The organism is Pseudarthrobacter equi (assembly GCF_900105535.1).
GTDB classification, from domain to species: Bacteria; Actinomycetota; Actinomycetes; order Actinomycetales; family Micrococcaceae; genus Arthrobacter; species Arthrobacter equi.
The window spans coordinates 2,803,649-2,823,503 of record NZ_LT629779.1; the positions used below are offsets into that span (position 1 = coordinate 2,803,649).

Below are 19,855 nucleotides of genomic sequence, written 5' to 3' on the forward strand. Positions count from 1 at the left end.
CAAGGAGCACTTCCCGCATATGGTCAGCATGTTGTCAGTCCTTCCGTCCGCCGCCACCGATCCGGACGGCATCAGCATTACCGGGATTGTGATCAGCCTCGGGGTGGGCGTCGCCGTCTGGCTGGTGGCGACGTTCGTCATTTCGCGTATCACCACCCGCGTGGCAGCCGGAAGCAACTTCTTCAAGAAACGCACGTTCAAATGGGTGGCTCCGGCACTGCGGGCGCTGGACCACGAACGGCGCGTGCAGCGCGCGGAAACCATCGGTTCACTGCTGAACAGCGTGGTGGGCGTCCTGGTTGTGGTCATCACCGGCATGTACGTGCTGCAGAACCTGGACATCAATATTGCGCCGCTGCTGACCAGCGTGGGCATCCTGGGTGTGGCCATCGGCTTCGGCGCACAGCAGCTGATCCGCGACTTCCTGGCCGGAATCTTCATCACCATTGAAGACCAGTTCGGCATCGGCGACGTGATTGAAACCAGTGAGGTAGTGGGAGTGGTGGAATCCATGGGCCTGCGCATCACCCGGGTCCGGTCCGACGACGGCGCCATCTGGTACCTGCGCAACGGTGAAATCCTCCGGGTGGGCAACCGCTCCCAGGGCCGCTACGTGCCGCTGCATGAAGGCCCCACCGGCACCACCGACCAGAGCTCCGACCCCGGCGTCGAGAACACGAAGACCGAGCAGAAAGCCGGAGAGTAGCCATGAGCCTCCCCATTGAGCCGCAGCGTCCACAGCTGATGCAGAACGATCCCTTCAGCCAGCCGGCCTACACCGACAGCTTCTACGACGCAGTGGGCGGCCATGACACCTTCGTCAAGCTGATCGATGTGTTTTACGACGGCGTGGCAACCGACCCGCTGTTGCGCCCCATGTACCCGGAAGAGGACCTCGGGCCGGCCAAGCGGCGCTTCCTCATGTTCCTGGAGCAGTACTGGGGCGGCCCCACCACCTACGGTGAGGAACGGGGCCATCCACGGCTCCGGATGCGGCACATGCCGTTCAGCGTGACGCCCGAGGCCAAGGACCGGTGGCTGTTCCACATGCGTACGGCAGTGGACGCGCTGGAGCTGCCGCCACTCTACGAGGGCACGCTGTGGGAGTACATGGAACGCGCGGCGCTGTCCATGATCAACAGTCCGTCAGGCGCGTAACGGGCTAGAGGAGTCCGCTGCCGGTCCGCGCCAGGACATGGCCGCGGCTGCCGGAAAGGCGGAACCAGCGGCCGGCCCGGTAAAGCTTCTGTTCGCCATCGGCGAGGAAGCCCAGGGCAAGGGCGGCAAATGCAGCACCGGCCGGCAAGCCGGTGGCGTCCAGTTCCCTGCCCCATACCGTTGCGCGTGCGTTGTTCACCATCAGCGCTCCGGGATTGTTGGGCACTGCGCCGGCCACCTCACCGATGCCGGCCTCCGCGGCGGACTTAAGATCAGCGTCCGGAACCGAACCCAGCAGCTCCCAGCCGCCCCGCGGGGCGCCCACGCCCGTCCACGATTCGGTGACGGTGGTGGGCGGAACCGGCAATTCGACGTCGTCCCCCCCTGCCCGGGCCAGCCGGTCCAGGACCGCTGCCAGCGGCACCGTGACGTCGGTTTCCGACGGCGCGGCAAGCTCCATGGTGCGCAGGCCAAGGATGGTGGGGGTGGCTTCGCCCAGGATCCGCGGCCGCAGCACGCAGACGTAGGCTGCCAGCACGGAGCCCGCCGCCTGCAGCCGGATGGCGCCGTCGTCAACCGCTTTGGCGCGGGTGGCAAACGTCTTCAGGTCGGCAAGATCCCGCGGGTCGGCGAAGCGGAAGGACGAAGTAAGAAGATCAGACACACCAAGAACACTACCGGCTGCGCCTTGTTTGAGCGGTGCCGGGGGTCCGTCTAGAGTCAGACCATGACTGAAGCCGAAGCCGGAATCCTGGCTCTTCCCGGCGGTGACCCCACGTCGTCGCTCATCAACCTCCTGGACCTTGGCGAGCTGGAAGGCGCGCGGACGGACGAGGATATTTTCCTTGGTCCGTCCCAGCAGCAGCCGCACCACCGGGTGTTCGGCGGCCAGGTGCTGGCACAGTCGCTTGTTGCGGCCACGAGGACGGTGCAGGAGGACCGCGCTGTCCACTCCATGCACGGGTACTTCCTCCGGCCCGGTGACGCCAACAAGCCCATCACCTTCGGTGTCCAGCGGCTCCGTGACGGCCGGTCGTTCTCCGCCCGGCGGGTCCACGCCTACCAGGAAGGCACGCCCATCCTGTCGATGATCGCCTCCTTCCAGACTGAGGATGAAGGCATCGAGCACGAGTCCGCGATGCCGGCCGGGATCCCCGACCCCGAGTCCCTCCCCACCACGGCAGACCTGCTGGGGAAGTTCGACCACCCGGTGGCGCGGCACTGGGCCTATGAGCGGCCGTTCGACATCCGGCACGTCAATCCCCCGTTGTATGTTTCGGCGACGGGCGAGAAAGAGGCCACGAACGCCGTCTGGATGAAGACCTTCGGCCCCATGCCGGACAACCCGAACCTGCACCGCGCTGCCCTCGCCTACGCCAGTGATTACACCCTCCTGGAGTCCATCCTGCGGCGCCACGGCCTCAGCTGGATCACGCCGGGCATGAACGTGGCCAGCCTGGACCACGCGATGTGGTGGCACCGCCCGGCGCGCGTGGACGAGTGGCTGCTGTACGTCCAGGAGTCACCGAGTGCGCAGTCGGCCCGGGGCCTGGCAACGGGAAAGATCTTCAACCGGGCCGGTCAGCACGTTGCCTCCGTGGCCCAGGAGGGCATGGTCCGCGTACCCTCGGACCTGAAAAGCAAGGTAGCAGGGGCCGTCCAGTCCAAGGTGCTGGAGCACCAGCTCCGCAAGGCCGGCCGGGCGTAGGGCTCCGGCCGGCGCGTTCCTGCTGGCCCGCTGGCGGGGCTTCACCACACAGCAAAGGCCGGCGCGGGTGGACTTTTGTCCACCCGCGCCGGCCTTCCTGTTCCCGGAGCCGCGGCCCCGGCGAGTGACTTAGTCGCGCGTCAGGCGGCGGTGGGTCACGCGGTGGGGCTTGGCGGCGTCGGGGCCGAGGCGCTCCACCTTGTTCTCCTCGTAGGACTCGAAGTTGCCCTCGAACCAGTACCACTTCGACGGGTTCTCCTCGTCGCCTTCGTAGGCCAGGATGTGGGTGGCCACCCGGTCCAGGAACCAGCGGTCGTGCGAAACCACCACGGCGCAGCCGGGGAATTCGAGCAGCGCGTTCTCCAGGCTGCTGAGGGTTTCGACGTCGAGGTCGTTGGTGGGTTCGTCAAGGAGCAGGAGGTTGCCACCCTGTTTCAGGGTCAGCGCCAGGTTCAGGCGGTTGCGCTCACCGCCGGAAAGCACACCGGCCTTCTTCTGCTGGTCCGGTCCCTTGAAGCCGAATGCGGCCACGTAGGCACGCGACGGCATTTCGACGTTGCCCACCTGGATGAAGTCGAGGCCATCGGAAACGACCTCCCACAGCGTCTTGTTGGGGTCGATGCCGCCACGGCTCTGGTCAGCGTAGGAGATCTTGACGGACTCGCCGATCTTCAGGTCGCCGCCGTCGAGCGGTTCCAGGCCCACGATGGTCTTGAACAGCGTGGTCTTGCCGACGCCGTTGGGGCCGATGACGCCAACGATGCCGTTGCGCGGCAGGGTGAAGGACAGTCCGTCGATGAGCGTCCGGTCCTCGAAGCCCTTCTGGAGGTTCTTGGCCTCCAGGACGACGCCGCCCAGGCGCGGTCCCGGCGGGATCTGAATCTCTTCGAAGTCCAGCTTGCGGGTCCGGTCGGCTTCGGCAGCCATTTCCTCGTAGCGGGCCAGGCGGGCCTTTGACTTGGTCTGGCGGCCCTTGGCGTTGGAGCGGACCCACTCGAGTTCCTCGGTGAGGCGCTTGGCCTGCTTGGCGTCCTTCTTGCCCTGGACTTCCAGGCGGGCACGCTTCTTTTCGAGGTACGTGGAGTAGTTACCCTCGTACGGGTACAGGTGGCCGCGGTCAACCTCGGCGATCCATTCGGCCACGTGGTCGAGGAAGTACCGGTCGTGGGTGACGGCGAGCACTGCGCCGGGGTAGCTCGAGAGGTGCTGTTCGAGCCACAGCACGCTTTCGGCGTCGAGGTGGTTGGTGGGCTCGTCGAGCAGCAGCAGGTCAGGCTTCTGCAGCAGGAGTTTGCACAGAGCCACGCGGCGGCGTTCACCACCGGAAAGGTTGGTGACGTCGGCATCAGCCGGCGGGCAGCGCAGGGCGTCCATGGCCTGTTCCAACTGGGAGTCGAGGTCCCAGGCGTCTGCGGCATCGATGGCTTCCTGCAGCTTGCCCATCTCGTCGAGGAGGGTGTCGTAGTCAGCGTCGGGGCTGGCCATTTCCTCGGAGATTTCGTTGAAGCGCTGGATCTTGCCGTAGATCTCGCCCACGCCCTCCTGGACGTTGCCCAGGACGGTCTTTTCCTCATTCAGGGGCGGTTCCTGGAGCAGGATGCCCACGGTGTAGCCGGGGCTCAGCCGGGCCTCACCGTTCGATGGGGTGTCCAGCCCTGCCATGATCTTCAGGATGGTGGACTTACCGGCACCGTTCGGACCCACGACGCCGATCTTGGCGCCCGGGAAAAAAGACATGCTTACGTCATCAAGGATGAGTTTTTCGCCAACGGCTTTGCGGGCCTTGGTCATTGTGTAGATAAATTCCGCCATGGTTCCAAATCTAGTGGGTTGGCGGGCATATCTCACATTTGCGTTGACTGGGCCTCCGGCCTCATGACCCCACGAAGCACTTGCCGCTCGCGAGAACGGGGAGGACCGTCACAGTGACGGACCCTTCGCGGACCTGGCCGATCACGCAATCCTTTCCCTGCAGCACGGCGGCTTCGATGGCATCTGCTTCCAGCCCCGTTGGTGTCCGGCTTTGCGATACCTGAAGCGCTGCCGGGGCGACACCGGCCGCTGTGAGCACCTCTGTGACCTGGGCAGTTGCGGGTTTTGGCGTGCCCGCGGCCAACCCGGTGAGGGTCTCGGTAACCGTGCGTTTCATCGCTTCGGTGGCGGCTTTGTCCGCGTCGGATGTGGTGGCCAGCGCCTGCCCGCTTGGCGTAGCCTCCGCTGCCGGAGAGGCGGAAGTCGGGGTGCTTGCCTGCTGTTCAGGGGCCGGCTGGCTCTGCGCCTGCTGGTCCATAGCCGGATTGTCCACGCCCGGCCCGGCCGGCGAAGGGCCACTGACGCACCCGGACAAAAGAAGCACCAAAGCTACTCCCGTTATGGCGGTGAGACGGGAGGTTACAGTGTGCCGCATGGTGTCATTCTGCCATGTGCCGGGCTGCCGCCCGGTCGCGGCATCACCGGGCAGTCCGGAAGGCATACGGCGTTGGGCCCGCCTCCCGGGAGAATGGCACGGCCCGCCGTATCCGTTTGTGGGCTCCGTTTGAGCGCCGGCGGCGTGTGGCGGGCGGACGGAATGCGGCCGGGGGGTGCCGCGTTCCGTCCGCCCGGGACTGGCAGGACGGTGAACTCTGATGGGCCCTAGACTTCGGCGAGTTCCCCCGTTTCGAGATCGAGGGAAGCGAGTTCGCCGTTGCTGTCCTCGATGACGACGGCTGGTTGGGCGTCGTCGTCGGGATGGTCGAAGTCGTGGTCTTCTGCCTCGTCCTGGGCCAGGCCCAAGGCTGACTGGGGGTCGTCGGGAACGGCGGGTGGCTCCACCAGGGACAGCGAGGGCCTGGACGACGTGCGGGTGAAGTTTGCCGAGCCGAGCGAAAGGTCATGGCCCACAGCATCGGCGTAGATGACTGTGGAATGGAAGACGCGGCCGTCCTTCTCCCAGGTGCTGAGCCGCAGTTTTCCGACGACGATGACCGGCTGGCCCTTCCTGATGCTGCATCCAATGGTCCCCGCCAGTTGGCGGTACCCGTGGACGGTGAACCAGTTGGTGTGTTCATCCACCCATGCCTGGGCGGACTCGTCGAAGCGGCGTGAGGTAACCCCTACGCGGAAGGATGCCTTCGCGGTGCCGCGCCCGGTGGTGGAGCTCGTTACATCCGTGGCCACGAAGCCCCGGATGGTCATTAGGTCTTTCATCTTTCACGTCCTGTCTCAATGGTGGTGCCCGTGCAGGCAGTACCAGCATTGCGCCGCCGGGCAGCCGGCAGGAGGGGCAGGTTGGGCTATGTGCATAAGGTACCGGCGCAGGCGGATGTGGAGGGGGAGTCACCTGCAGATGACGGCACCGGCACCCCGGGCAGGGTAAACTTTTTGAGGCACTGGCCGAGAGGCCGGAGACCGGATGCCTCAGTAGCTCAGGGGATAGAGCAGCGGCCTTCTAATCCGCCGGTCGGGGGTTCGATTCCCTCCTGGGGCACCGAAAAGAGGTCCTGGCCTGCGCATGCAGGCCAGGACCTCTGTTGCTTAAGCGGCCGCGGGAATCCGGCCAGGTTACTGCGTCAGCGTGAGGGCCGGGCCCGACGCTCGAGCGGGATCGTCAAGGCCCCTGACCTGCCCGCGGCTAGCCCTGCAGCAAGTGCGGCGCGTCCACCAGCGAGCGCAGGACGCTTCCGGCCGCGCCCAGGAGCGCGCCCTCCTCACCCACGGCCGAGGTGACAACATGGTCGGGAGCCAGCTTGCCTGGCGCATACGTGGAGAGGCTGCGCAGAAGCGGAGCCCGCAGCCACTGGTCAAGGACGGCAAAGTGGCCGCCGAGCACCACCGAACCGATGTCCACCACCCGCGCAGTTGAGGCGAGGGCAATGCCCAAGTACTTGCCGGCACGTTCGACGGCGGATATGGCCCGGGTGTCCCCCGCGGCGAGCGCTGCAAGGAGGCTGCGCATGGCTGCGGAGCGGCTTTCGCCGGTGGTTTCAACGCCCGCGGCAGCGAAGATGGCATCCTGGCCGGCAATTGTTTCCAGGCAGCCCGTCCCTCCGCACGAGCAGAGGCTTCCTGCAGGGTCCACCACCACGTGTCCCAGTTCGCCGGCGTGCCCTTCGGGCCCGGTGAAAAGCTCACCGGCCAGGACCAGGCCGCCACCAACGCCCACCTCCCCGGAGACGAACAGGAAGTCCGCATCAGTGCCGGGCCTGTGCCGGAGTTCCGCCAGGGCCGCAGCATTTGCTTCGTTGAACAGGGCGACGGCCAGCGGCGCTTCCGGAAGCAACGCACCAAGGTCAAGGTCGACGCCGGTCCACCCCAGGTTGGGGGCGGTCAGGACTCCCGTCCCTCCGGGTCGCACCAGCCCGGGAACGGCGAGGCCGCCGCCGAGGATTTCTACGCCGCGCTCCCCCGCGTCACCGCGCGCTTTGGCCGCCAGGACGGCGAGCGCCTCCAGGACGGGTTCAGGCTGGCTTCCGCGGTTGTCGCGTTCCCGGACTTCCAGGAACAGGACCGTCCCGGAAAGGTCCATCACGCCGGCAGCTATGTAGTCGACGTTGACCTCCATACCCATCACGGCCCGCTTGGTGTTCAGGTCCAGGCCCACCCCGGGACGGCCACGCTCCCCCCGTGCATTGAGTCCGACCTCGCGCACCAGGCCTGCGTCGAGGAGGTCCGTCACCATGCTTGAGACGGACGCCTTGGTCAGGCCGGTGGCACCAGCAACCTGGGCCCTGGTGGGAAACGCTCCCCGGGGCGCACCGGCGATGGCCCCGAGAACCAGGGAGAGGTTGCTCCTGCGCACGTCCCCCATGCTCCCCGGAACCACTGGCCCGTGGGGCGTCGACGCCGGTACCGGCAACCTCATGGCACTCCTCGCTGCGGATCCCGCCAAAAAACCTGTAGGTCCGCACCGCCGGACCCTTGACCACAGCCTACGTCCCCACATAAAGTTCAGGCAATAAACTAAACATCCGCACCTCGCGGACCATCGATCGCAAGGACGCATCATGACTCTCTCCCCCACCCCTGCTGACAAGTTCACCTTTGGCCTTTGGACGGTGGGCTGGACCGGAGCCGATCCCTTCGGTGTGGCCACCCGCGCGGCCCTTGACCCAGTGGAGGCCGTGCACAAGCTGGCGGACCTCGGCGCCTATGGCATCACCTTCCACGACAACGACCTGGTCCCCTTCGACGCTCCAGCCTCCGAGCGCGAACTGATCCTCAAGAACTTCCGCGCGGCACTCGCCGACACCGGGCTCAACGTGCCGATGGTCACCACCAACCTGTTCAGCCACCCGGTATTCAAGGACGGCGGCTTCACCTCCAACGACCGTTCCGTGCGCCGGTTCGCCCTGTCCAAGGTCCTCCGCAACATTGACCTCGCGGCAGAGCTCGGCGCAGAGACTTTCGTCATGTGGGGTGGCCGCGAAGGCAGCGAATACGACGGCTCCAAGGACCTCGCCGCCGCACTGGACCGCATGAAGGAAGGCGTTGACACGGCCGCCGGCTACATCAAGGACAAGGGCTACAACCTGCGCATCGCGCTCGAGCCCAAGCCCAACGAACCCCGCGGAGATATCTTCCTGCCCACCGTCGGTCACGGCCTGGCCTTCATCGCCCAGCTCGAACACGGCGACATCGTTGGCCTGAACCCCGAGACCGGCCACGAGCAGATGGCGGGCCTGAACTTCACCCACGGCATTGCCCAGGCGCTCTGGGCCGGCAAGCTCTTCCACATCGACCTCAACGGCCAGCGCGGCATCAAATACGACCAGGACCTCGTCTTCGGCCACGGCGACCTCACCAGCGCCTTCTTCACGGTGGACCTGCTGGAGAACGGCTTCCCGGGCGGCGGCCCCAAGTACGACGGCCCGCGCCACTTCGACTACAAGCCGTCGCGCACGGACGGCTACGACGGCGTCTGGGAATCCGCCAAGGCCAACATGGCGATGTACCTCCTGCTCAAGGAACGGGCGCTGGCCTTCCGCGCGGACCCGCTGGTGCAGGAAGCCCTCAAGGCATCGGGCGTCTTCGAACTCGGCGAACCCACCCTCAACGCCGGAGAAACCACCGCAGACCTGCTCGCCGACGCCGCCGCATTCGAAGACTTCGACGCCGACAAGGCAGCAGAGCGTTCGTTCGCGTTCGTCCGGCTCAACCAGCTTGCCATCGAGCACCTCCTCAACGCCCGCTGACCATGGCACTGGTCGCGGGAATCGACAGTTCCACCCAGTCCTGCAAGGTAGTAATCCGCGATGCCGGCACCGGCGTTTTGGTCCGGCAGGGCCGCGCGCCACACCCCGAGGGCACCGAGGTCCACCCTGTCCACTGGTGGGACGCCCTCCAGGCGGCGATCGCCCAGGCGGGTGGCCTTGACGACGTCGCCGCCGTCTCCGTCGCCGGGCAACAGCACGGCATGGTCTGCCTTGACGCCGGCGGCGCGGTGATCCGCCCTGCCCTGCTGTGGAACGACACACGGAGCGCCGGTGCCGCCGCGCAGCTCATCGACATGGCGGGCGACGGCGATGCTGCCGCCGGCGCCCGCTTTTGGGCACAGGCCACAGGGACAGTCCCGGTAGCGTCGCTGACGCTGACCAAGCTGCACTGGCTCCGGGAAAACGAACCGGAAAACGCAGCCAGGGTTGCCGCCGTCTGCCTCCCGCACGACTGGCTGACCTGGCGCCTGGCCGGGTACGGACCGGGAAGCGGCGCGGTTGGGCTTGATGCGCTGGTGACGGACCGCTCGGACGCTTCAGGGACTGGATACTTCTCGACGGCGGAGGGAAAGTACCTGCCCGACCTCGTGGCCGCATCGCTTGGCCACACCCCGACACTGCCGCTGGTCCTTGGCCCGCTGGAGGCAGCAGGCAGGACACCGGCCGGCAGCCTGCTCGCAGCGGGCGCGGGTGACAACGCTGCAGCGGCACTGGGTGCTGGTGCGGGGCTGGGCGACGTTGTGATGTCCCTGGGCACGTCCGGCACCGTCTTCGCGGTTTCGGAGACACCGGCGGCTGATGCAACCGGACTGGTGGCCGGGTTTGCGGATGCGGCGGGGCACTACCTGCCCCTCATCTGCACGCTGAATGCCACGCGCGTATTCGATGCAACAGCAGCGCTACTGGGAGTGGACCTGGCCGAATTCAACCGGCTGGCCCTGTCAGCGCAGCCCGGCGCGGGCGGCCTGACCCTGGTGCCGTACTTCGACGGGGAACGCACCCCCAACCTGCCGGATGCCACCGGTTCCCTGCACGGCATCACACGGGCAAACTACACCCCGGCGAACGTGGCGCGCGCCGCCGTCGAAGGCGTGGTGTGCTCCCTGGCGGACGGGCTGGCCGCGCTCCTGGAACAGGGCGTGGAGGCAAGGCGCATCGTGCTGGTGGGCGGCGGCGCACAGTCGGCGGCCGTCCAGGATGCCGCGGCCCGGCTGCTGGGGGCGGCCGTCGCCATTCCGCGGCCGGGAGAATACGTGGCCGACGGCGCTGCCCGCCAGGCCGCCGCAGCACTCACCGGCGCTTTCCCCGCCTGGGCGTCAGACGCCGTCGTGCTTCCCCGGGGAACGGACGACGCCGGTGTGCTGGCGGCATACCGCCGGTTCGCCTCGCTGTACGCCTGACGTAGGCATACACAGAAGACCCGGACCGCAGGCGGTCCGGGTCTTCTGTGTATGGAGCGCGGGCCGCTGCCTGTCACTTTCGAAAGCGCGGCAGCAGCCCGCGGCCTGGACCAGGTCAGGCGTACGGCAGGACAAGCTCCGCGTAGCGTTCCTTGACCGTGGACAGCACGGTGTTGCCGTCGGTGTCCCAGATCTCCTGGTTGAAGATTTCGACTTCGATGTCGCCGGTGTAGCCGGCATCCCGCACCCAGGTGCCGATGGTGGCGAAGTCCACGACGCCATCGCCCATGTATCCGCGGGAGAGCAGCGGATCAGCGGCAATGGGCATGTTGAAATCGCACACCTGGTAGGAAGCGATGCGGTTTTCCCGCCCGGCCCGCTCGATCTGCGCCTTCAGCTCCGGATCCCACCAGACATGGAACGTATCCACGGCGACGCCCACCGTCGCGGCATCGAAGGGCGCCGCAAGGTCCAGCGCCTGGCCAAGGGTGGAGATGAGTGCGCGGTCCGCGGCGTACATCGGGTGCAGCGGTTCCAGCACCAGCCGGACGCCGTTTTCCGCGGCGAACGGAACAAGGTCCGCCAACCGGTCCGCCACACGCTGCCGTGCCGCCACGACGTCCTTCTCCCCCGGCGCCAGGCCGCCTACCACCAGGAACAGTTCCCTGGTGTCCAGTGCCACGGCCTCGAGGATTGCTGCGCGGTTGTCAGCGAGCGCAGCCGCCTGCCCCTCGGCGTCGGCAGCGGTCAGGAAACCGCCGCGGCACAGCGAGGAGACCCGCAGTCCCGCGTCCTTGATCAGGCGGGCAGCCTTGTCCAGGCCGGCCTCCTCCACGCGGTCCCGCCACGGGCCGATGGAGGGAATGCCGGCGTTGACGCATCCCTCGACCACCTGGGCAAGTGTCCATTTCTTGGTGGTGGCGCTGTTGATGGCCAACCTTGAGAAGTCGCTCACACGCCCACCCCGTTGATCCGCAGGTAGTCGGACATCCGGAAAGCGGCGAGGGCGGGATCCTTCAGCAGGCCCGCCTGGTCGGCGAGTTCGAAGGTCTTGGCCAGGTGGCAGACGGAGCGGCCGGAGTGCAGGCCGCCCACCATCTGGAAGCCCGGCTGCTTGCCGTTGAGCCAGGACATGAACGCAATGCCGGTCTTGTAGTAGAACGTGGGGGCGCTGAAGATGTGCTTGCCTAGTTCGCGGGTGGAGTCCAGGATCTCGCGGGCCTTGGCGGCGTTGCCGGCGTCGTAGTTCTGCAGGGCTACCGAGGCGGCCGGGTAGATGGCTGCGAAGATGCCGAGCAGCGCGTCCGAGTGGTGCGTGCCGTCTCCGTCGATGAGTTCGGGGTAGTTGAAGTCATCGCCGGTGTAGAGGCGGACGCCCGCGGGCAGGGCTGCGCGCAGGGCCACCTCGTGGCTTGCATCGAGCAGCGAGACCTTGACGCCGTCAACCTTGTCCGCGTTGTCCTTGATGAGGCCCAGGAAGGTCTCGGTGGCGGCAGCGACGTCGTCGGAGCCCCAGTAGCCGGCAAGCGCGGGATCGAACATGGTGCCCAGCCAGTGCAGGATGACCGGCTGGTCAACTTCCTGCAGCAGCGTGGAGTACACGCTCAGGTAGTCCTCCGGACCCGTGGCTACCTTGGCCAGGGCACGGGAGGCCATCAGGATGACCTTCGGCCCGGCTTCGCTGATGACGGCAATCTGTTCGCGGTAAGCCTCGAGGACAGCCTTGAGGCCGGCTTCGCCCGCGGGCAGGGAGTCGATGTCCAGCTGGTCGGTGCCTGCGCCGCAGGACACGAGGTCACGGACGGACTTGCCGGCGGTGGCTGCGCTGTTCGCTGCAACCACGGACGCCGCCTCGACGCCGGTGCGCTTGATGAGTTGCTGGGTGGCTGCCCAGTCGAGGCCCATGCCCCGCTGTGCGGTGTCCATTGCATCGGCGACGCCCAGACCGTAGGACCACAGTTCGTGGCGGTAGGCCATCGTGGCATCCCAGTCCAGGCGTGCCGGGGCACCGGGGGTGTTGTCGGCAAGGACCTCGGGGATGACGTGGGCTGCGGCGTACGCCCGCCGCGCTGTCAGAGGGGCGGAGGGGCGGGCCCAGGTGGTGCCGCCCTGCAGGCGGTATTCCCGCGTGCCGCCGTCGTGGGAGGGAAGGATGAGGGACGTCATTAGAGCGTGATCTCCGGGATGTCGATGGTGCGGCGTTCGTCGTTGGACTGCAGGCCGAGCTCTGCAAGCTGGACACCCCGGGCGGCGGAAAGCAGGCCGAAGCGGTGTTCGCGGCCGGCGACGACGTCGCGGAGGAATTCCTCCCACTGCAGCTTGAAGCCGTTGTCGAGTTCGGCGTTGGCGGGAACTTCCTGCCACTGGTCGCGGAAGGATTCAGTGACGGGCAGGTCCGGGTTCCACACGGGCTTGGGGGTGTGCGCGCGCTGCTGGGCCACGCACTTGTTGAGGCCTGCGACGGCAGAACCGTGGGTGCCGTCGATCTGGAATTCCACCAGCTCGTCGCGGTAGACGCGGACGGCCCAGGACGAGTTGATCTGGCCCACGACTGCGTCTCCCGCGGGGGTCTCAAGCTCGAAGATGCCGTAGGAGGCGTCGTCGGCCGTTGCCTTGTATTCCTTGCCGGCCTCGTCCCAGCGGGCGGGGATGTGCGTAGCGGTCTTGGCGCTGACGCTCTTGACTTTGCCGATGATGCCCTCGAGGACGTAGTTCCAGTGGCAGAACATGTCCGTGGTCATTCCGCCGCCGTCTTCCTTGCGGTAGTTCCAGGACGGGCGCTGGGCGGCCTGTACGTCGCCTTCGAACACCCAGTAGCCGAACTCGCCGCGGATGGAGAGAATACGGCCAAAGAAGCCTTCGTCCACCAGGCGGCGGAGCTTGACCAGGCCGGGGAGGTACAGCTTGTCGTGGACGACGCCTGCGGTGACGCCGGCTTCCTTGCCAATGCGGGCCAGCTCGATGGCCTCTTCCAGGGTTTCCGCGGTGGGCTTCTCGGTGAAGATGTGCTTGCCGGCCAGCATGGCCTTCTTCAGGGTGGCAGCACGCAGGCTGGTCATTGAGGCGTCGAAGATGACGTCAACGGTGGGATCGTTGATGACCGATTCCAGGTCCGTGGTCCATTCGGCAACCTTGTGCTTCTCCGCCAGTTCGCGGATCTTTGCCTCGTTGCGCCCCACCAGGATGGGCTCAACCTGCACGCGGGTGCCGTCTTCCAGGGTGAAGCCGCCGGCGTCACGGATCGGCAGGATGGAACGCAGCAGGTGCTGGCGGTATCCCATGCGGCCGGTGATGCCGTTCATGGCGATGCGGATCGTCTTTGTTTCGAAGCCCATGTGTCCTCCACGGTGAGTGAGCAAGTTTTACTCAAGCCTGATTGGGAAAGCGCATTCCCACTGAATCCATCATGCACCGCTCCCGCCGGAGTTGGCAAGCGCTTTCCGGAAGAACTTTCAACTGCCATAATGTGGTGACCGTTATCTTCCCCGACGTCCAGGAGCTGCTGTGGCTGCTAGTACCCTCACCGAGGTGGCCCGGCTCGCCGGGGTGTCTCCCGCCACCGCCTCCCGCGTCCTCAACGGCTCCGCGCGCAAGCCCGGCAAGGACATCGCCGAGCGGGTCCGCCAGGCGGCAGATTCTTTGGGCTACATTCCCAACGCGCAGGCACAGGGACTGGCGAAGTCGAGTTCCGGCCTGATCGGCCTGATTGTCCACGACATCGCGGACCCCTACTTCGCGGCAATTGCCAGGGGCGTCCAGGAGGCTGCCCGCGAACAGCGCCGGATGGTGCTGCTGGCCACCACGGGCGGGGCGCCCGGGGAAGAAAAGGAAGCAGTTGCCGCCTTCGCTGCCCGGCGCGCCGACTCGATCGTGATCGCCGGCTCGCGCTCGTCGCGGGCTGAGGACGGGGACGAAAACGCGGAACTGGCCGCGGAGCTGGACCGCTACTGCCGCAACGGAGGGCAGGTTGCTGTGGTGGGACACCCTGTCGTGGGCGCCGCAGCCCCGGAGGGCTACCACGTGGTGTCGGTCCCCAACCAGGAACTTGCCGCAGACCTTGCCGTGGAACTGGCCGCGGGGTGGGACGGCGACTTCGTCATCATCGGCGGCCCGGAAGGGCTCTTCACCTCCGATGACCGGATCCGCGGCTTCCAGGAAGGGCTCAGCCGGGCCGGCCGCGGCCCCGCCGAGGTACTGCGGAACTCCTTCAACCGGTCCGGAGGATACGAGGCCGGCCTCAAGCTGGCGGCACGGATCAAGGCCGGCGGAACCGGCGGGAGCGGCCGGCCGGCCGGCAACGGGCTGGGTATTTTCGCTGTCAATGACGTCATGGCCATCGGTGCGGCCGCCGCCTTGCGCGCAGAAGGGCTACGCATCCCGCGCGACGCACGGATCGCAGGCTTCGATGACATCGAGACCCTGCGCGATTTCAGGCCTGCGCTTTCCACGGTCAGCCTGCCGCTGGAGGAGATTGGGCGGCTCGCCACCAGGGCCACTGCACCACCAACGGCCGACGGCGACGACCAGGATTCCGCACCGCTTCCGGTGACCGGCAGAGTCATGCTGCGCCGCAGCACGGAGGCCACGGACTGATGGCGCCGAACGGCCTGACCTCAGTTCCCGCCCGTTGCTCCGGTGGCGGGTTGCGGCCCGCCGTCCTGGTCCTGCCCGGCGGCGGCTATGCGCGCCAGGCCGACCATGAGGCCGAACCCGTGGCCGAATGGCTCGCCTCGCTGGGTATTCACGCCTTTGTCCTGCGCTACCGGGTAGCCCCACACCGGCACCCCGCTCCCCTGCGGGATGCCAAGGAAGCCTTGCTGTACATACGCGGCGGCGCCCATGGCCTGGCGGTGGATCCCGAACGGGTCGGGGTGCTGGGATTCTCGGCGGGCGGCCACCTCGCTGCCACACTGTCCACGGCGGTTTCCACGGGAGACCCGGCCCTCGATGTGCCCGGCTCCGTCCCCGACCTGGCAGTGCTGTGCTACCCCGTGGTCTCGTTGACCCGGGACGTGCACCAGGGGTCGGTCGACAACCTCGTGGGCGACGCACCGTCCCCGGCCCTGCTCTCGGCCCTTTCCGCGGACCGTCAGGTGACCTCCCAGACCCCGCCGGCTTTCCTGTGGCACACGGCCGACGATGAAGCCGTGCCCGTCAGCCACAGCCTGGGCTACGCGCAGGCGCTTTTCGACGCCGGCGTGCCCGCGGAACTCCATGTCTTCCCGCATGGCCGGCACGGCATCGGCCTGGCAGCCGGAGCACCGGGCGCCGAGGAGTGGCCTGCACTGTGCGCGGCGTGGCTGGAGCGCGCCGGCTGGACGTTCGCCGGCCAGTCAGCCGCCCCCGAACCTGCAACAGCGGCGCCCTGACCGGTTACCGGGGATGTGGAGGTGATGGCTGCGGTGGTCCGGCGCGCTGGCTAAGGTTGCCTCATGGAAAGCCCAGCAACTTCCAACCCCGAGGTGCTCGCTGCAATCCGGTCTGAGCTGCGGGAACATGCCGATCCCGCGCGTGCAGCGGGCGCCCAGGCGTACATGAGGTCAAGCCTTCCCTCGCTGGGAGTCCGGGTGCCGGAAGTTCGCCGGATCGCGAAGGACGCGGCTGCCGCGGCGCCGTTCCGGTCCGGGGAGGAACTGCGTGCCACCGTCCTCGATCTGTGGCGCCACTCCGAGGTGCGCGAGGAGCGGTACGCCGCCATTGATTTGACCGCGAACAGGATGGTTTCCCGGGACCTGCACATGCTGCCGGTCTACGAGGAAATCATCCGTACCGGCGCCTGGTGGGACTTCGTGGACGGCGTTTCGGGGCGTATCTGCGGCCTCCTTCAGGCCCACCGTGAGGAAATGACTGCAGTGCTGCGCGCCTGGAGCACCGATGAAAACTTCTGGTTCAGGCGGGCCTCCATCATCGCCCAGCTGAAGGCCAAGGCCGCCACGGACACCACCTTGCTGGCCGCGGTCATCGAACCAAACCTGGGAGACGGAGAATTTTTCGTCCGGAAAGCCATCGGATGGGCACTGCGGGAGTACGCCAAAACCTCACCGGACTGGGTGGCGGCCTTCGTGGCTAAGCACTCGGCCGTTATCAGCCCCCTGTCGCGGCGGGAAGCGCTGCGACGGCTCAACGGCCGGGCTGCGGGCCGCTAGATCACCGGACGTTCAACAACCAGGTCACCGGACTTGCGGAACAGCCGTTTCGTCGAGGGATCCCAGAAGATCAGGTAGAGGCCGAACAGCAGGCCTGTGACGGCGGCCGCGACCCGGGCCAGGGTCAGCGCGAAGCCCAGGTCATCGGCCTGGAGGTACGGGAAGACTTCAAGCTGGTCCGAGATGGCGTAGATCATGAAGAAAGACACCACAAAGTAGAGAGCCTTAACCTGCCAGTCGTTGCGGATGCCGGTGACGGCGAAGAGCGGAATGAGCCACACCACGTACCAGGACTGGATGATGGGGGCCAGCAGTACGATGGCAGCGAATCCGAGCGTAAGCCGCCGCATCAGCCGGTCGTAGTCGCCCCGCAGGATCAGCCAGGCCACGATGCCCACCGCGAGGAGCTTTCCGGCGTCGAACACCCACCCTGCGAAGACACTGCCGTCCAGGCCAAACGAATTGGCCAGCGAGGCCACGATCATCCCGATCAGGCCCACCGGGGCGTACCAGATGGCAATGCTGCCGGGGGCCGAGAGCCCGTTGATCCATCCGAACCCGAATCCGTTCACCAGGCCCATCAGAACCAGGAGGCCCAGGCTGATGCCGGCCGTCAGCGCCCAGAACGAAAACTTGCGGAGCCAGCCGGCATTCTGCCCGGCCCAGAGCAGCCCGATGAAGGGAAGGAAGACAATCGTGATGGGCTTGACCGCGATGGACAGCGTTACCAGGACAATGCCGCGAACCACCCGATGGGTGGCGCAGTAGTACAGGCCGGCGAGGGCCAGGCCGATCATGAGGGAATCATTGTGGACGCTGGCGATGAAGTTGGTCAGGAACAGCGGGTTCGCCGCCGTCAGCCAGAGCGCCCGGTGCGGGTTGACGCCGTGCAGTTCGGCCAGCTTAGGCACGTAGATGACGCACAGCACCACCCCTGCCACCGCCACCAGCCGGAACAGCATCACGCTGGCTTCGGGCTGGACATTGGTGGACCAGACCACGAACTGCTCGATCCACAGGAACAGCTGGCCGTAGGGAACCGGCGCTTCGGTCCACATTTTGTCGGCGCCCAGCTGGAAGTAGTTGGACAGGGAGGAGATGCCGTTCTCGTAGGGGTTGAACCCCTCGACCATGAGGCGGCCCTGGCCGATGTAGGCATAAACGTCCCGGCTGAACAGCGGGACGCAGACCACCATCGGCAGGCCCCATGCCAGGATCGCCTTGAGCGTGGCGCTGCGCGCCTGGGGTCCCCACACGTGGACTTTCTGGCCCAGCCGCAGCCAGGCCCGCACCAGAAGCATGCCGCCCACTGCCAGCAGGATGATGGACAGTGCTACCCCGGCTGCCTCGGCGCGCATCCAGATGAACAGCGGCATCCTGCGCAGTTCGGAAACGGGCGCCAGCCAGCCGACCCCCAGGGATCCAGCCAGCATAAACATGGAGCCAACGAAGCCTGCAAGGATCGGGGACCGGGGATCGTCCATCTCGGCACCGCCGCTGACGGCCGGGGCGGCGGCAGCCATTCCGCCCGCCGCGGGCAAAGGCGCCGTCATATCAGGGTTGTCCAATCTTTGTGCGTTTTCGCAGGCCACGCCCGTCGGCCGAAGGGCCTGTCCGGGGCGCGTTTCCACGCAGCGGGGAGACCCGCCACGTATTCGAAATCCTAGCACCGGCCGGTTGGCAGGAGGTGTAACGGTAGGCTGGTCCGGTGCCTATATCAAACGAAAGAATCGTCTGGATTGACTGCGAAATGACCGGTCTGGACATCAAGAACGACGCCCTGATCGAGGTAGCCGCGCTGGTCACCGACTCCGAGTTGAACATCCTCGGCGAGGGGGTCGACGTCGTCATCAAACCGGATGACGCCGCCGTCGCGCAGATGAACGACTTCGTCCGGGACATGCACACCAAATCCGGACTCCTCAAGGAGCTCCCGGCGGGCAAGACGATGGCCGAGGCAGAAACGGCAGTGATGGAGTACATCGCCGAATGGGTGCCGGAGCCGCGGAAGGCGCCACTGGGCGGCAACTCGGTGGGAACAGACCGGGTCTTCCTGTCCAGGGACATGCCCGCCATCGTGGAGCACCTGCACTACCGGGTGATCGACGTCAGCACCATCAAGGAGCTGTCCCGCCGCTGGTTCGCGCGTGCGTACTTCCAGTCCCCGGCCAAGAAGGGCGGCCACCGCGCCCTGGGTGACATCCGGGACTCCATCGATGAACTCCGCTACTACCGGGACGCAGTCTTCGTACCGGCGCCCGGGCCGGACAGTGCAACGGCGCAGAAGATCGCCCGGCGGATCACCAGCCCGGAAACCGGCCTTCCCTAAAAGTAATCTGCGCCACACTTTCAGGATTTTTCGCTGAAAACGCCGAAAGTGGACAAAGTACCCCCAAAGAGCAGGTAAGCTATTTGAGTTGCCTTTCCAGAGGCCGGGAAGCCGGTCACATTGTGGGGCACATGGTGGGCTTAGCTCAGTTGGCAGAGCGCCTGGTTGTGGTCCAGGAGGTCGCGGGTTCAACCCCCGTAGCTCACCCTCACCGGACGGTATTGCAGCCGTTCAAAGGAGGCCGCATCGGATTATTCCGGTGCGGCCTCCTTTCTTTTTCACCACCTCTTTTGCATCACCGCCCTGCGCCCGCTGCGGGGCCGCAAGCCGAAGGACAGCGAAGATGACCGTTCTGCCCATCACCATCTGGGGCGAACCCGTGCTGCACCGCCGGGCTTCCGAAGTGGAAGTTTTCGACGACGAACTGCGCACCCTGATTGCGGACATGTTTGAGACCAACGATGCCGCCAACGGAGTGGGGCTGGCAGCACCGCAGGTAGGCGTGGGCAAGAGGATCTTCGTCTACAAGTACGCGAACGAGGACGACGCTCCCGCCAGCGGCGTGTTGGTCAACCCGGTGCTCACGCTCTCAAAGATCTCCGGAGCCGCTCCCGACCCCGATGAGGAAGAGGAAGGGTGCCTCTCCTTTCCCGGCGACCAGTATCCGCTCAAGCGCGCCGAGTGGGCACGGGTGGAAGGTCTTGACGGCAACGGCGAGCCCGTGAAGTTCGAGGCCACCGGATGGTTTGCCAGGGTCATCCAGCATGAATACGACCACCTGGACGGCAAACTGTACGTCAACCGCCTGATGGACAGGTATGCCCGCAAGGCCAAGAAGACGGCAAAGAAGAACGGTTGGGGCGTTCCCGGCCTGACCTGGCTGCCCGGCGTGGACCCGGACCCGTTCGGGCACTGACTAA

Annotated in this window: 19 protein-coding genes and 2 tRNA genes; 12 read left to right on the plus strand and 9 right to left on the minus strand. The window is 66.6% G+C overall.

The annotated features are described in order from the left end of the window. Window positions 1–19: 19 nt before the first annotated feature. Together BLT71_RS12605 and BLT71_RS12610 are read left to right on the plus strand one after the other, a co-directional pair. On the plus strand, window positions 20–706 hold the full coding sequence (locus BLT71_RS12605; RefSeq protein ID WP_091720792.1) for a mechanosensitive ion channel family protein: 687 nt from the start codon (window positions 20–22) through the stop codon (window positions 704–706). A gap of 2 nt (window positions 707–708) precedes the next feature. Beyond that, the gene (locus BLT71_RS12610) at window positions 709–1,158 is read left to right on the plus strand and encodes a globin (RefSeq protein ID WP_091720795.1); all 450 of its coding nucleotides are present in this window, start codon (window positions 709–711) and stop codon (window positions 1,156–1,158) included. Window positions 1,159–1,162: 4 nt separating this feature from the next. Here the strand turns inward: BLT71_RS12610 and BLT71_RS12615 are convergent, their stop codons facing one another. Further along, window positions 1,163–1,822: a hypothetical protein gene (locus BLT71_RS12615; RefSeq protein WP_091720798.1), complete on the minus strand. Its 660-nt coding sequence runs from the start codon at window positions 1,820–1,822 to the stop codon at window positions 1,163–1,165. A 63-nt stretch (window positions 1,823–1,885) separates the two neighbouring features. On the opposite strand from BLT71_RS12615, the gene BLT71_RS12620 reads away from it, so the two are divergent. Continuing rightward, window positions 1,886–2,866, plus strand: coding sequence for an acyl-CoA thioesterase (locus BLT71_RS12620; RefSeq protein ID WP_091720800.1), 981 nt, complete (start codon window positions 1,886–1,888; stop codon window positions 2,864–2,866). A 129-nt stretch (window positions 2,867–2,995) separates the two neighbouring features. Here BLT71_RS12620 and ettA read toward each other — a convergent pair whose 3' ends face one another. The 3 genes from ettA to BLT71_RS12635 all read right to left on the minus strand — a co-directional run bounded on the left by ettA (window position 2,996) and on the right by BLT71_RS12635 (window position 6,055). Continuing rightward, entirely contained in the window at window positions 2,996–4,678 is a 1,683-nt protein-coding gene (gene ettA / locus BLT71_RS12625; RefSeq protein ID WP_056079796.1) for an energy-dependent translational throttle protein EttA, read from the minus strand. 61 nt (window positions 4,679–4,739) lie between these two features. Continuing rightward, window positions 4,740–5,156, minus strand: coding sequence for a DUF6993 domain-containing protein (locus tag BLT71_RS12630; protein ID WP_091720803.1), 417 nt, complete (start codon window positions 5,154–5,156; stop codon window positions 4,740–4,742). 344 nt (window positions 5,157–5,500) lie between these two features. After that, entirely contained in the window at window positions 5,501–6,055 is a 555-nt protein-coding gene (locus BLT71_RS12635) for a single-stranded DNA-binding protein (protein WP_091720805.1), read from the minus strand. A gap of 207 nt (window positions 6,056–6,262) precedes the next feature. Here BLT71_RS12635 and BLT71_RS12640 point away from each other — a divergent pair. Next, a tRNA-Arg gene (locus BLT71_RS12640) sits at window positions 6,263–6,335 on the plus strand. A gap of 144 nt (window positions 6,336–6,479) precedes the next feature. Here BLT71_RS12640 and BLT71_RS12645 read toward each other — a convergent pair. Beyond that, window positions 6,480–7,655 (minus strand): ROK family protein, encoded by a 1,176-nt coding sequence (locus tag BLT71_RS12645; protein WP_231994552.1) that lies wholly within the window; start codon window positions 7,653–7,655, stop codon window positions 6,480–6,482. A 196-nt stretch (window positions 7,656–7,851) separates the two neighbouring features. Here BLT71_RS12645 and xylA point away from each other — a divergent pair, with 196 nt between their 5' ends. Next, complete coding sequence (gene xylA, locus BLT71_RS12650) at window positions 7,852–9,039, plus strand: xylose isomerase (RefSeq protein ID WP_091720811.1); 1,188 nt, start codon at window positions 7,852–7,854, stop codon at window positions 9,037–9,039. Between the two features lie 2 nt (window positions 9,040–9,041). After that, window positions 9,042–10,460 (plus strand): xylulokinase, encoded by a 1,419-nt coding sequence (gene xylB / locus BLT71_RS12655; protein WP_091720814.1) that lies wholly within the window; start codon window positions 9,042–9,044, stop codon window positions 10,458–10,460. Between the two features lie 115 nt (window positions 10,461–10,575). On the opposite strand, the gene BLT71_RS12660 is transcribed toward xylB, so the two are convergent. Genes BLT71_RS12660 through BLT71_RS12670 form a run of 3 tightly spaced genes read right to left on the minus strand, consistent with a single transcriptional unit; the run spans window position 10,576 to window position 13,795 of the window. Beyond that, window positions 10,576–11,415, minus strand: a complete 840-nt coding sequence (locus tag BLT71_RS12660; RefSeq protein WP_091720817.1) for a sugar phosphate isomerase/epimerase family protein — start codon at window positions 11,413–11,415, stop codon at window positions 10,576–10,578. Continuing rightward, window positions 11,412–12,626 carry a dihydrodipicolinate synthase family protein gene (locus tag BLT71_RS12665; RefSeq protein ID WP_091720820.1) on the minus strand — a complete coding sequence of 405 codons (1,215 nt, stop codon included), beginning with the start codon at window positions 12,624–12,626 and terminating at the stop codon, window positions 11,412–11,414. The genes BLT71_RS12660 and BLT71_RS12665 overlap by 4 nt, the downstream gene beginning before the upstream one ends. After that, on the minus strand, window positions 12,626–13,795 hold the full coding sequence (locus tag BLT71_RS12670; RefSeq protein ID WP_091720822.1) for a Gfo/Idh/MocA family protein: 1,170 nt from the start codon (window positions 13,793–13,795) through the stop codon (window positions 12,626–12,628). Before BLT71_RS12670 ends, BLT71_RS12665 begins: the two co-directional genes overlap by 1 nt. A 169-nt stretch (window positions 13,796–13,964) precedes the next feature. Between BLT71_RS12670 and BLT71_RS12675 the strand changes: the two genes are divergently transcribed. The 3 genes from BLT71_RS12675 (at window position 13,965) to BLT71_RS12685 (ending at window position 16,606) form a co-directional block, all read left to right on the plus strand. Continuing rightward, window positions 13,965–15,053, plus strand: a complete 1,089-nt coding sequence (locus BLT71_RS12675) for a LacI family DNA-binding transcriptional regulator (RefSeq protein WP_091720825.1) — start codon at window positions 13,965–13,967, stop codon at window positions 15,051–15,053. Next, entirely contained in the window at window positions 15,053–15,829 is a 777-nt protein-coding gene (locus BLT71_RS12680; RefSeq protein WP_091720828.1) for an alpha/beta hydrolase, read from the plus strand. Before BLT71_RS12675 ends, BLT71_RS12680 begins: the two co-directional genes overlap by 1 nt. A gap of 63 nt (window positions 15,830–15,892) precedes the next feature. Continuing rightward, entirely contained in the window at window positions 15,893–16,606 is a 714-nt protein-coding gene (locus BLT71_RS12685) for a DNA alkylation repair protein (RefSeq protein ID WP_091720830.1), read from the plus strand. On the opposite strand, the gene mptB is transcribed toward BLT71_RS12685, so the two are convergent. After that, on the minus strand, window positions 16,603–18,159 hold the full coding sequence (mptB, locus tag BLT71_RS12690) for a polyprenol phosphomannose-dependent alpha 1,6 mannosyltransferase MptB (RefSeq protein ID WP_390896651.1): 1,557 nt from the start codon (window positions 18,157–18,159) through the stop codon (window positions 16,603–16,605). The genes BLT71_RS12685 and mptB overlap by 4 nt on opposite strands. Before the next feature lie 155 nt (window positions 18,160–18,314). Between mptB and orn the strand changes: the two genes are divergently transcribed. The 3 genes from orn to def all read left to right on the plus strand — a co-directional run bounded on the left by orn (window position 18,315) and on the right by def (window position 19,851). Next, entirely contained in the window at window positions 18,315–18,935 is a 621-nt protein-coding gene (gene orn / locus BLT71_RS12695; RefSeq protein ID WP_091720837.1) for an oligoribonuclease, read from the plus strand. A 134-nt stretch (window positions 18,936–19,069) separates the two neighbouring features. After that, window positions 19,070–19,142, plus strand: a tRNA-His gene (locus BLT71_RS12700). A 136-nt stretch (window positions 19,143–19,278) separates the two neighbouring features. Then, the gene (def, locus tag BLT71_RS12705) at window positions 19,279–19,851 is read left to right on the plus strand and encodes a peptide deformylase (protein ID WP_091720840.1); all 573 of its coding nucleotides are present in this window, start codon (window positions 19,279–19,281) and stop codon (window positions 19,849–19,851) included. The last annotated feature ends 4 nt before the right edge of the window (window positions 19,852–19,855 follow it).

Excerpts from the sequence above, each read along its gene's own strand:
- BLT71_RS12605 (WP_091720792.1), top strand. The coding sequence starts at position 20 with ATGGTCAGCATGTTGTCAGTCCTTCCGTCCGCCGCCACCGATCCGGAC.
- BLT71_RS12610 (WP_091720795.1), top strand. The coding sequence starts at position 709 with ATGAGCCTCCCCATTGAGCCGCAGCGTCCACAGCTGATGCAGAACGAT.
- BLT71_RS12620 (WP_091720800.1), top strand. The coding sequence starts at position 1,886 with ATGACTGAAGCCGAAGCCGGAATCCTGGCTCTTCCCGGCGGTGACCCC.
- ettA (WP_056079796.1), bottom strand. The coding sequence starts at position 4,678 with ATGGCGGAATTTATCTACACAATGACCAAGGCCCGCAAAGCCGTTGGC.
- BLT71_RS12630 (WP_091720803.1), bottom strand. The coding sequence starts at position 5,156 with ATGGACCAGCAGGCGCAGAGCCAGCCGGCCCCTGAACAGCAGGCAAGC.
- BLT71_RS12635 (WP_091720805.1), bottom strand. The coding sequence starts at position 6,055 with ATGAAAGACCTAATGACCATCCGGGGCTTCGTGGCCACGGATGTAACG.
- BLT71_RS12645 (WP_231994552.1), bottom strand. The coding sequence starts at position 7,655 with ATGGGGGACGTGCGCAGGAGCAACCTCTCCCTGGTTCTCGGGGCCATC.
- xylA (WP_091720811.1), top strand. The coding sequence starts at position 7,852 with ATGACTCTCTCCCCCACCCCTGCTGACAAGTTCACCTTTGGCCTTTGG.
- xylB (WP_091720814.1), top strand. The coding sequence starts at position 9,042 with ATGGCACTGGTCGCGGGAATCGACAGTTCCACCCAGTCCTGCAAGGTA.
- BLT71_RS12665 (WP_091720820.1), bottom strand. The coding sequence starts at position 12,626 with ATGACGTCCCTCATCCTTCCCTCCCACGACGGCGGCACGCGGGAATAC.
- BLT71_RS12670 (WP_091720822.1), bottom strand. The coding sequence starts at position 13,795 with ATGGGCTTCGAAACAAAGACGATCCGCATCGCCATGAACGGCATCACC.
- BLT71_RS12680 (WP_091720828.1), top strand. The coding sequence starts at position 15,053 with ATGGCGCCGAACGGCCTGACCTCAGTTCCCGCCCGTTGCTCCGGTGGC.
- BLT71_RS12685 (WP_091720830.1), top strand. The coding sequence starts at position 15,893 with ATGGAAAGCCCAGCAACTTCCAACCCCGAGGTGCTCGCTGCAATCCGG.
- mptB (WP_390896651.1), bottom strand. The coding sequence starts at position 18,159 with ATGACGGCGCCTTTGCCCGCGGCGGGCGGAATGGCTGCCGCCGCCCCG.
- def (WP_091720840.1), top strand. The coding sequence starts at position 19,279 with ATGACCGTTCTGCCCATCACCATCTGGGGCGAACCCGTGCTGCACCGC.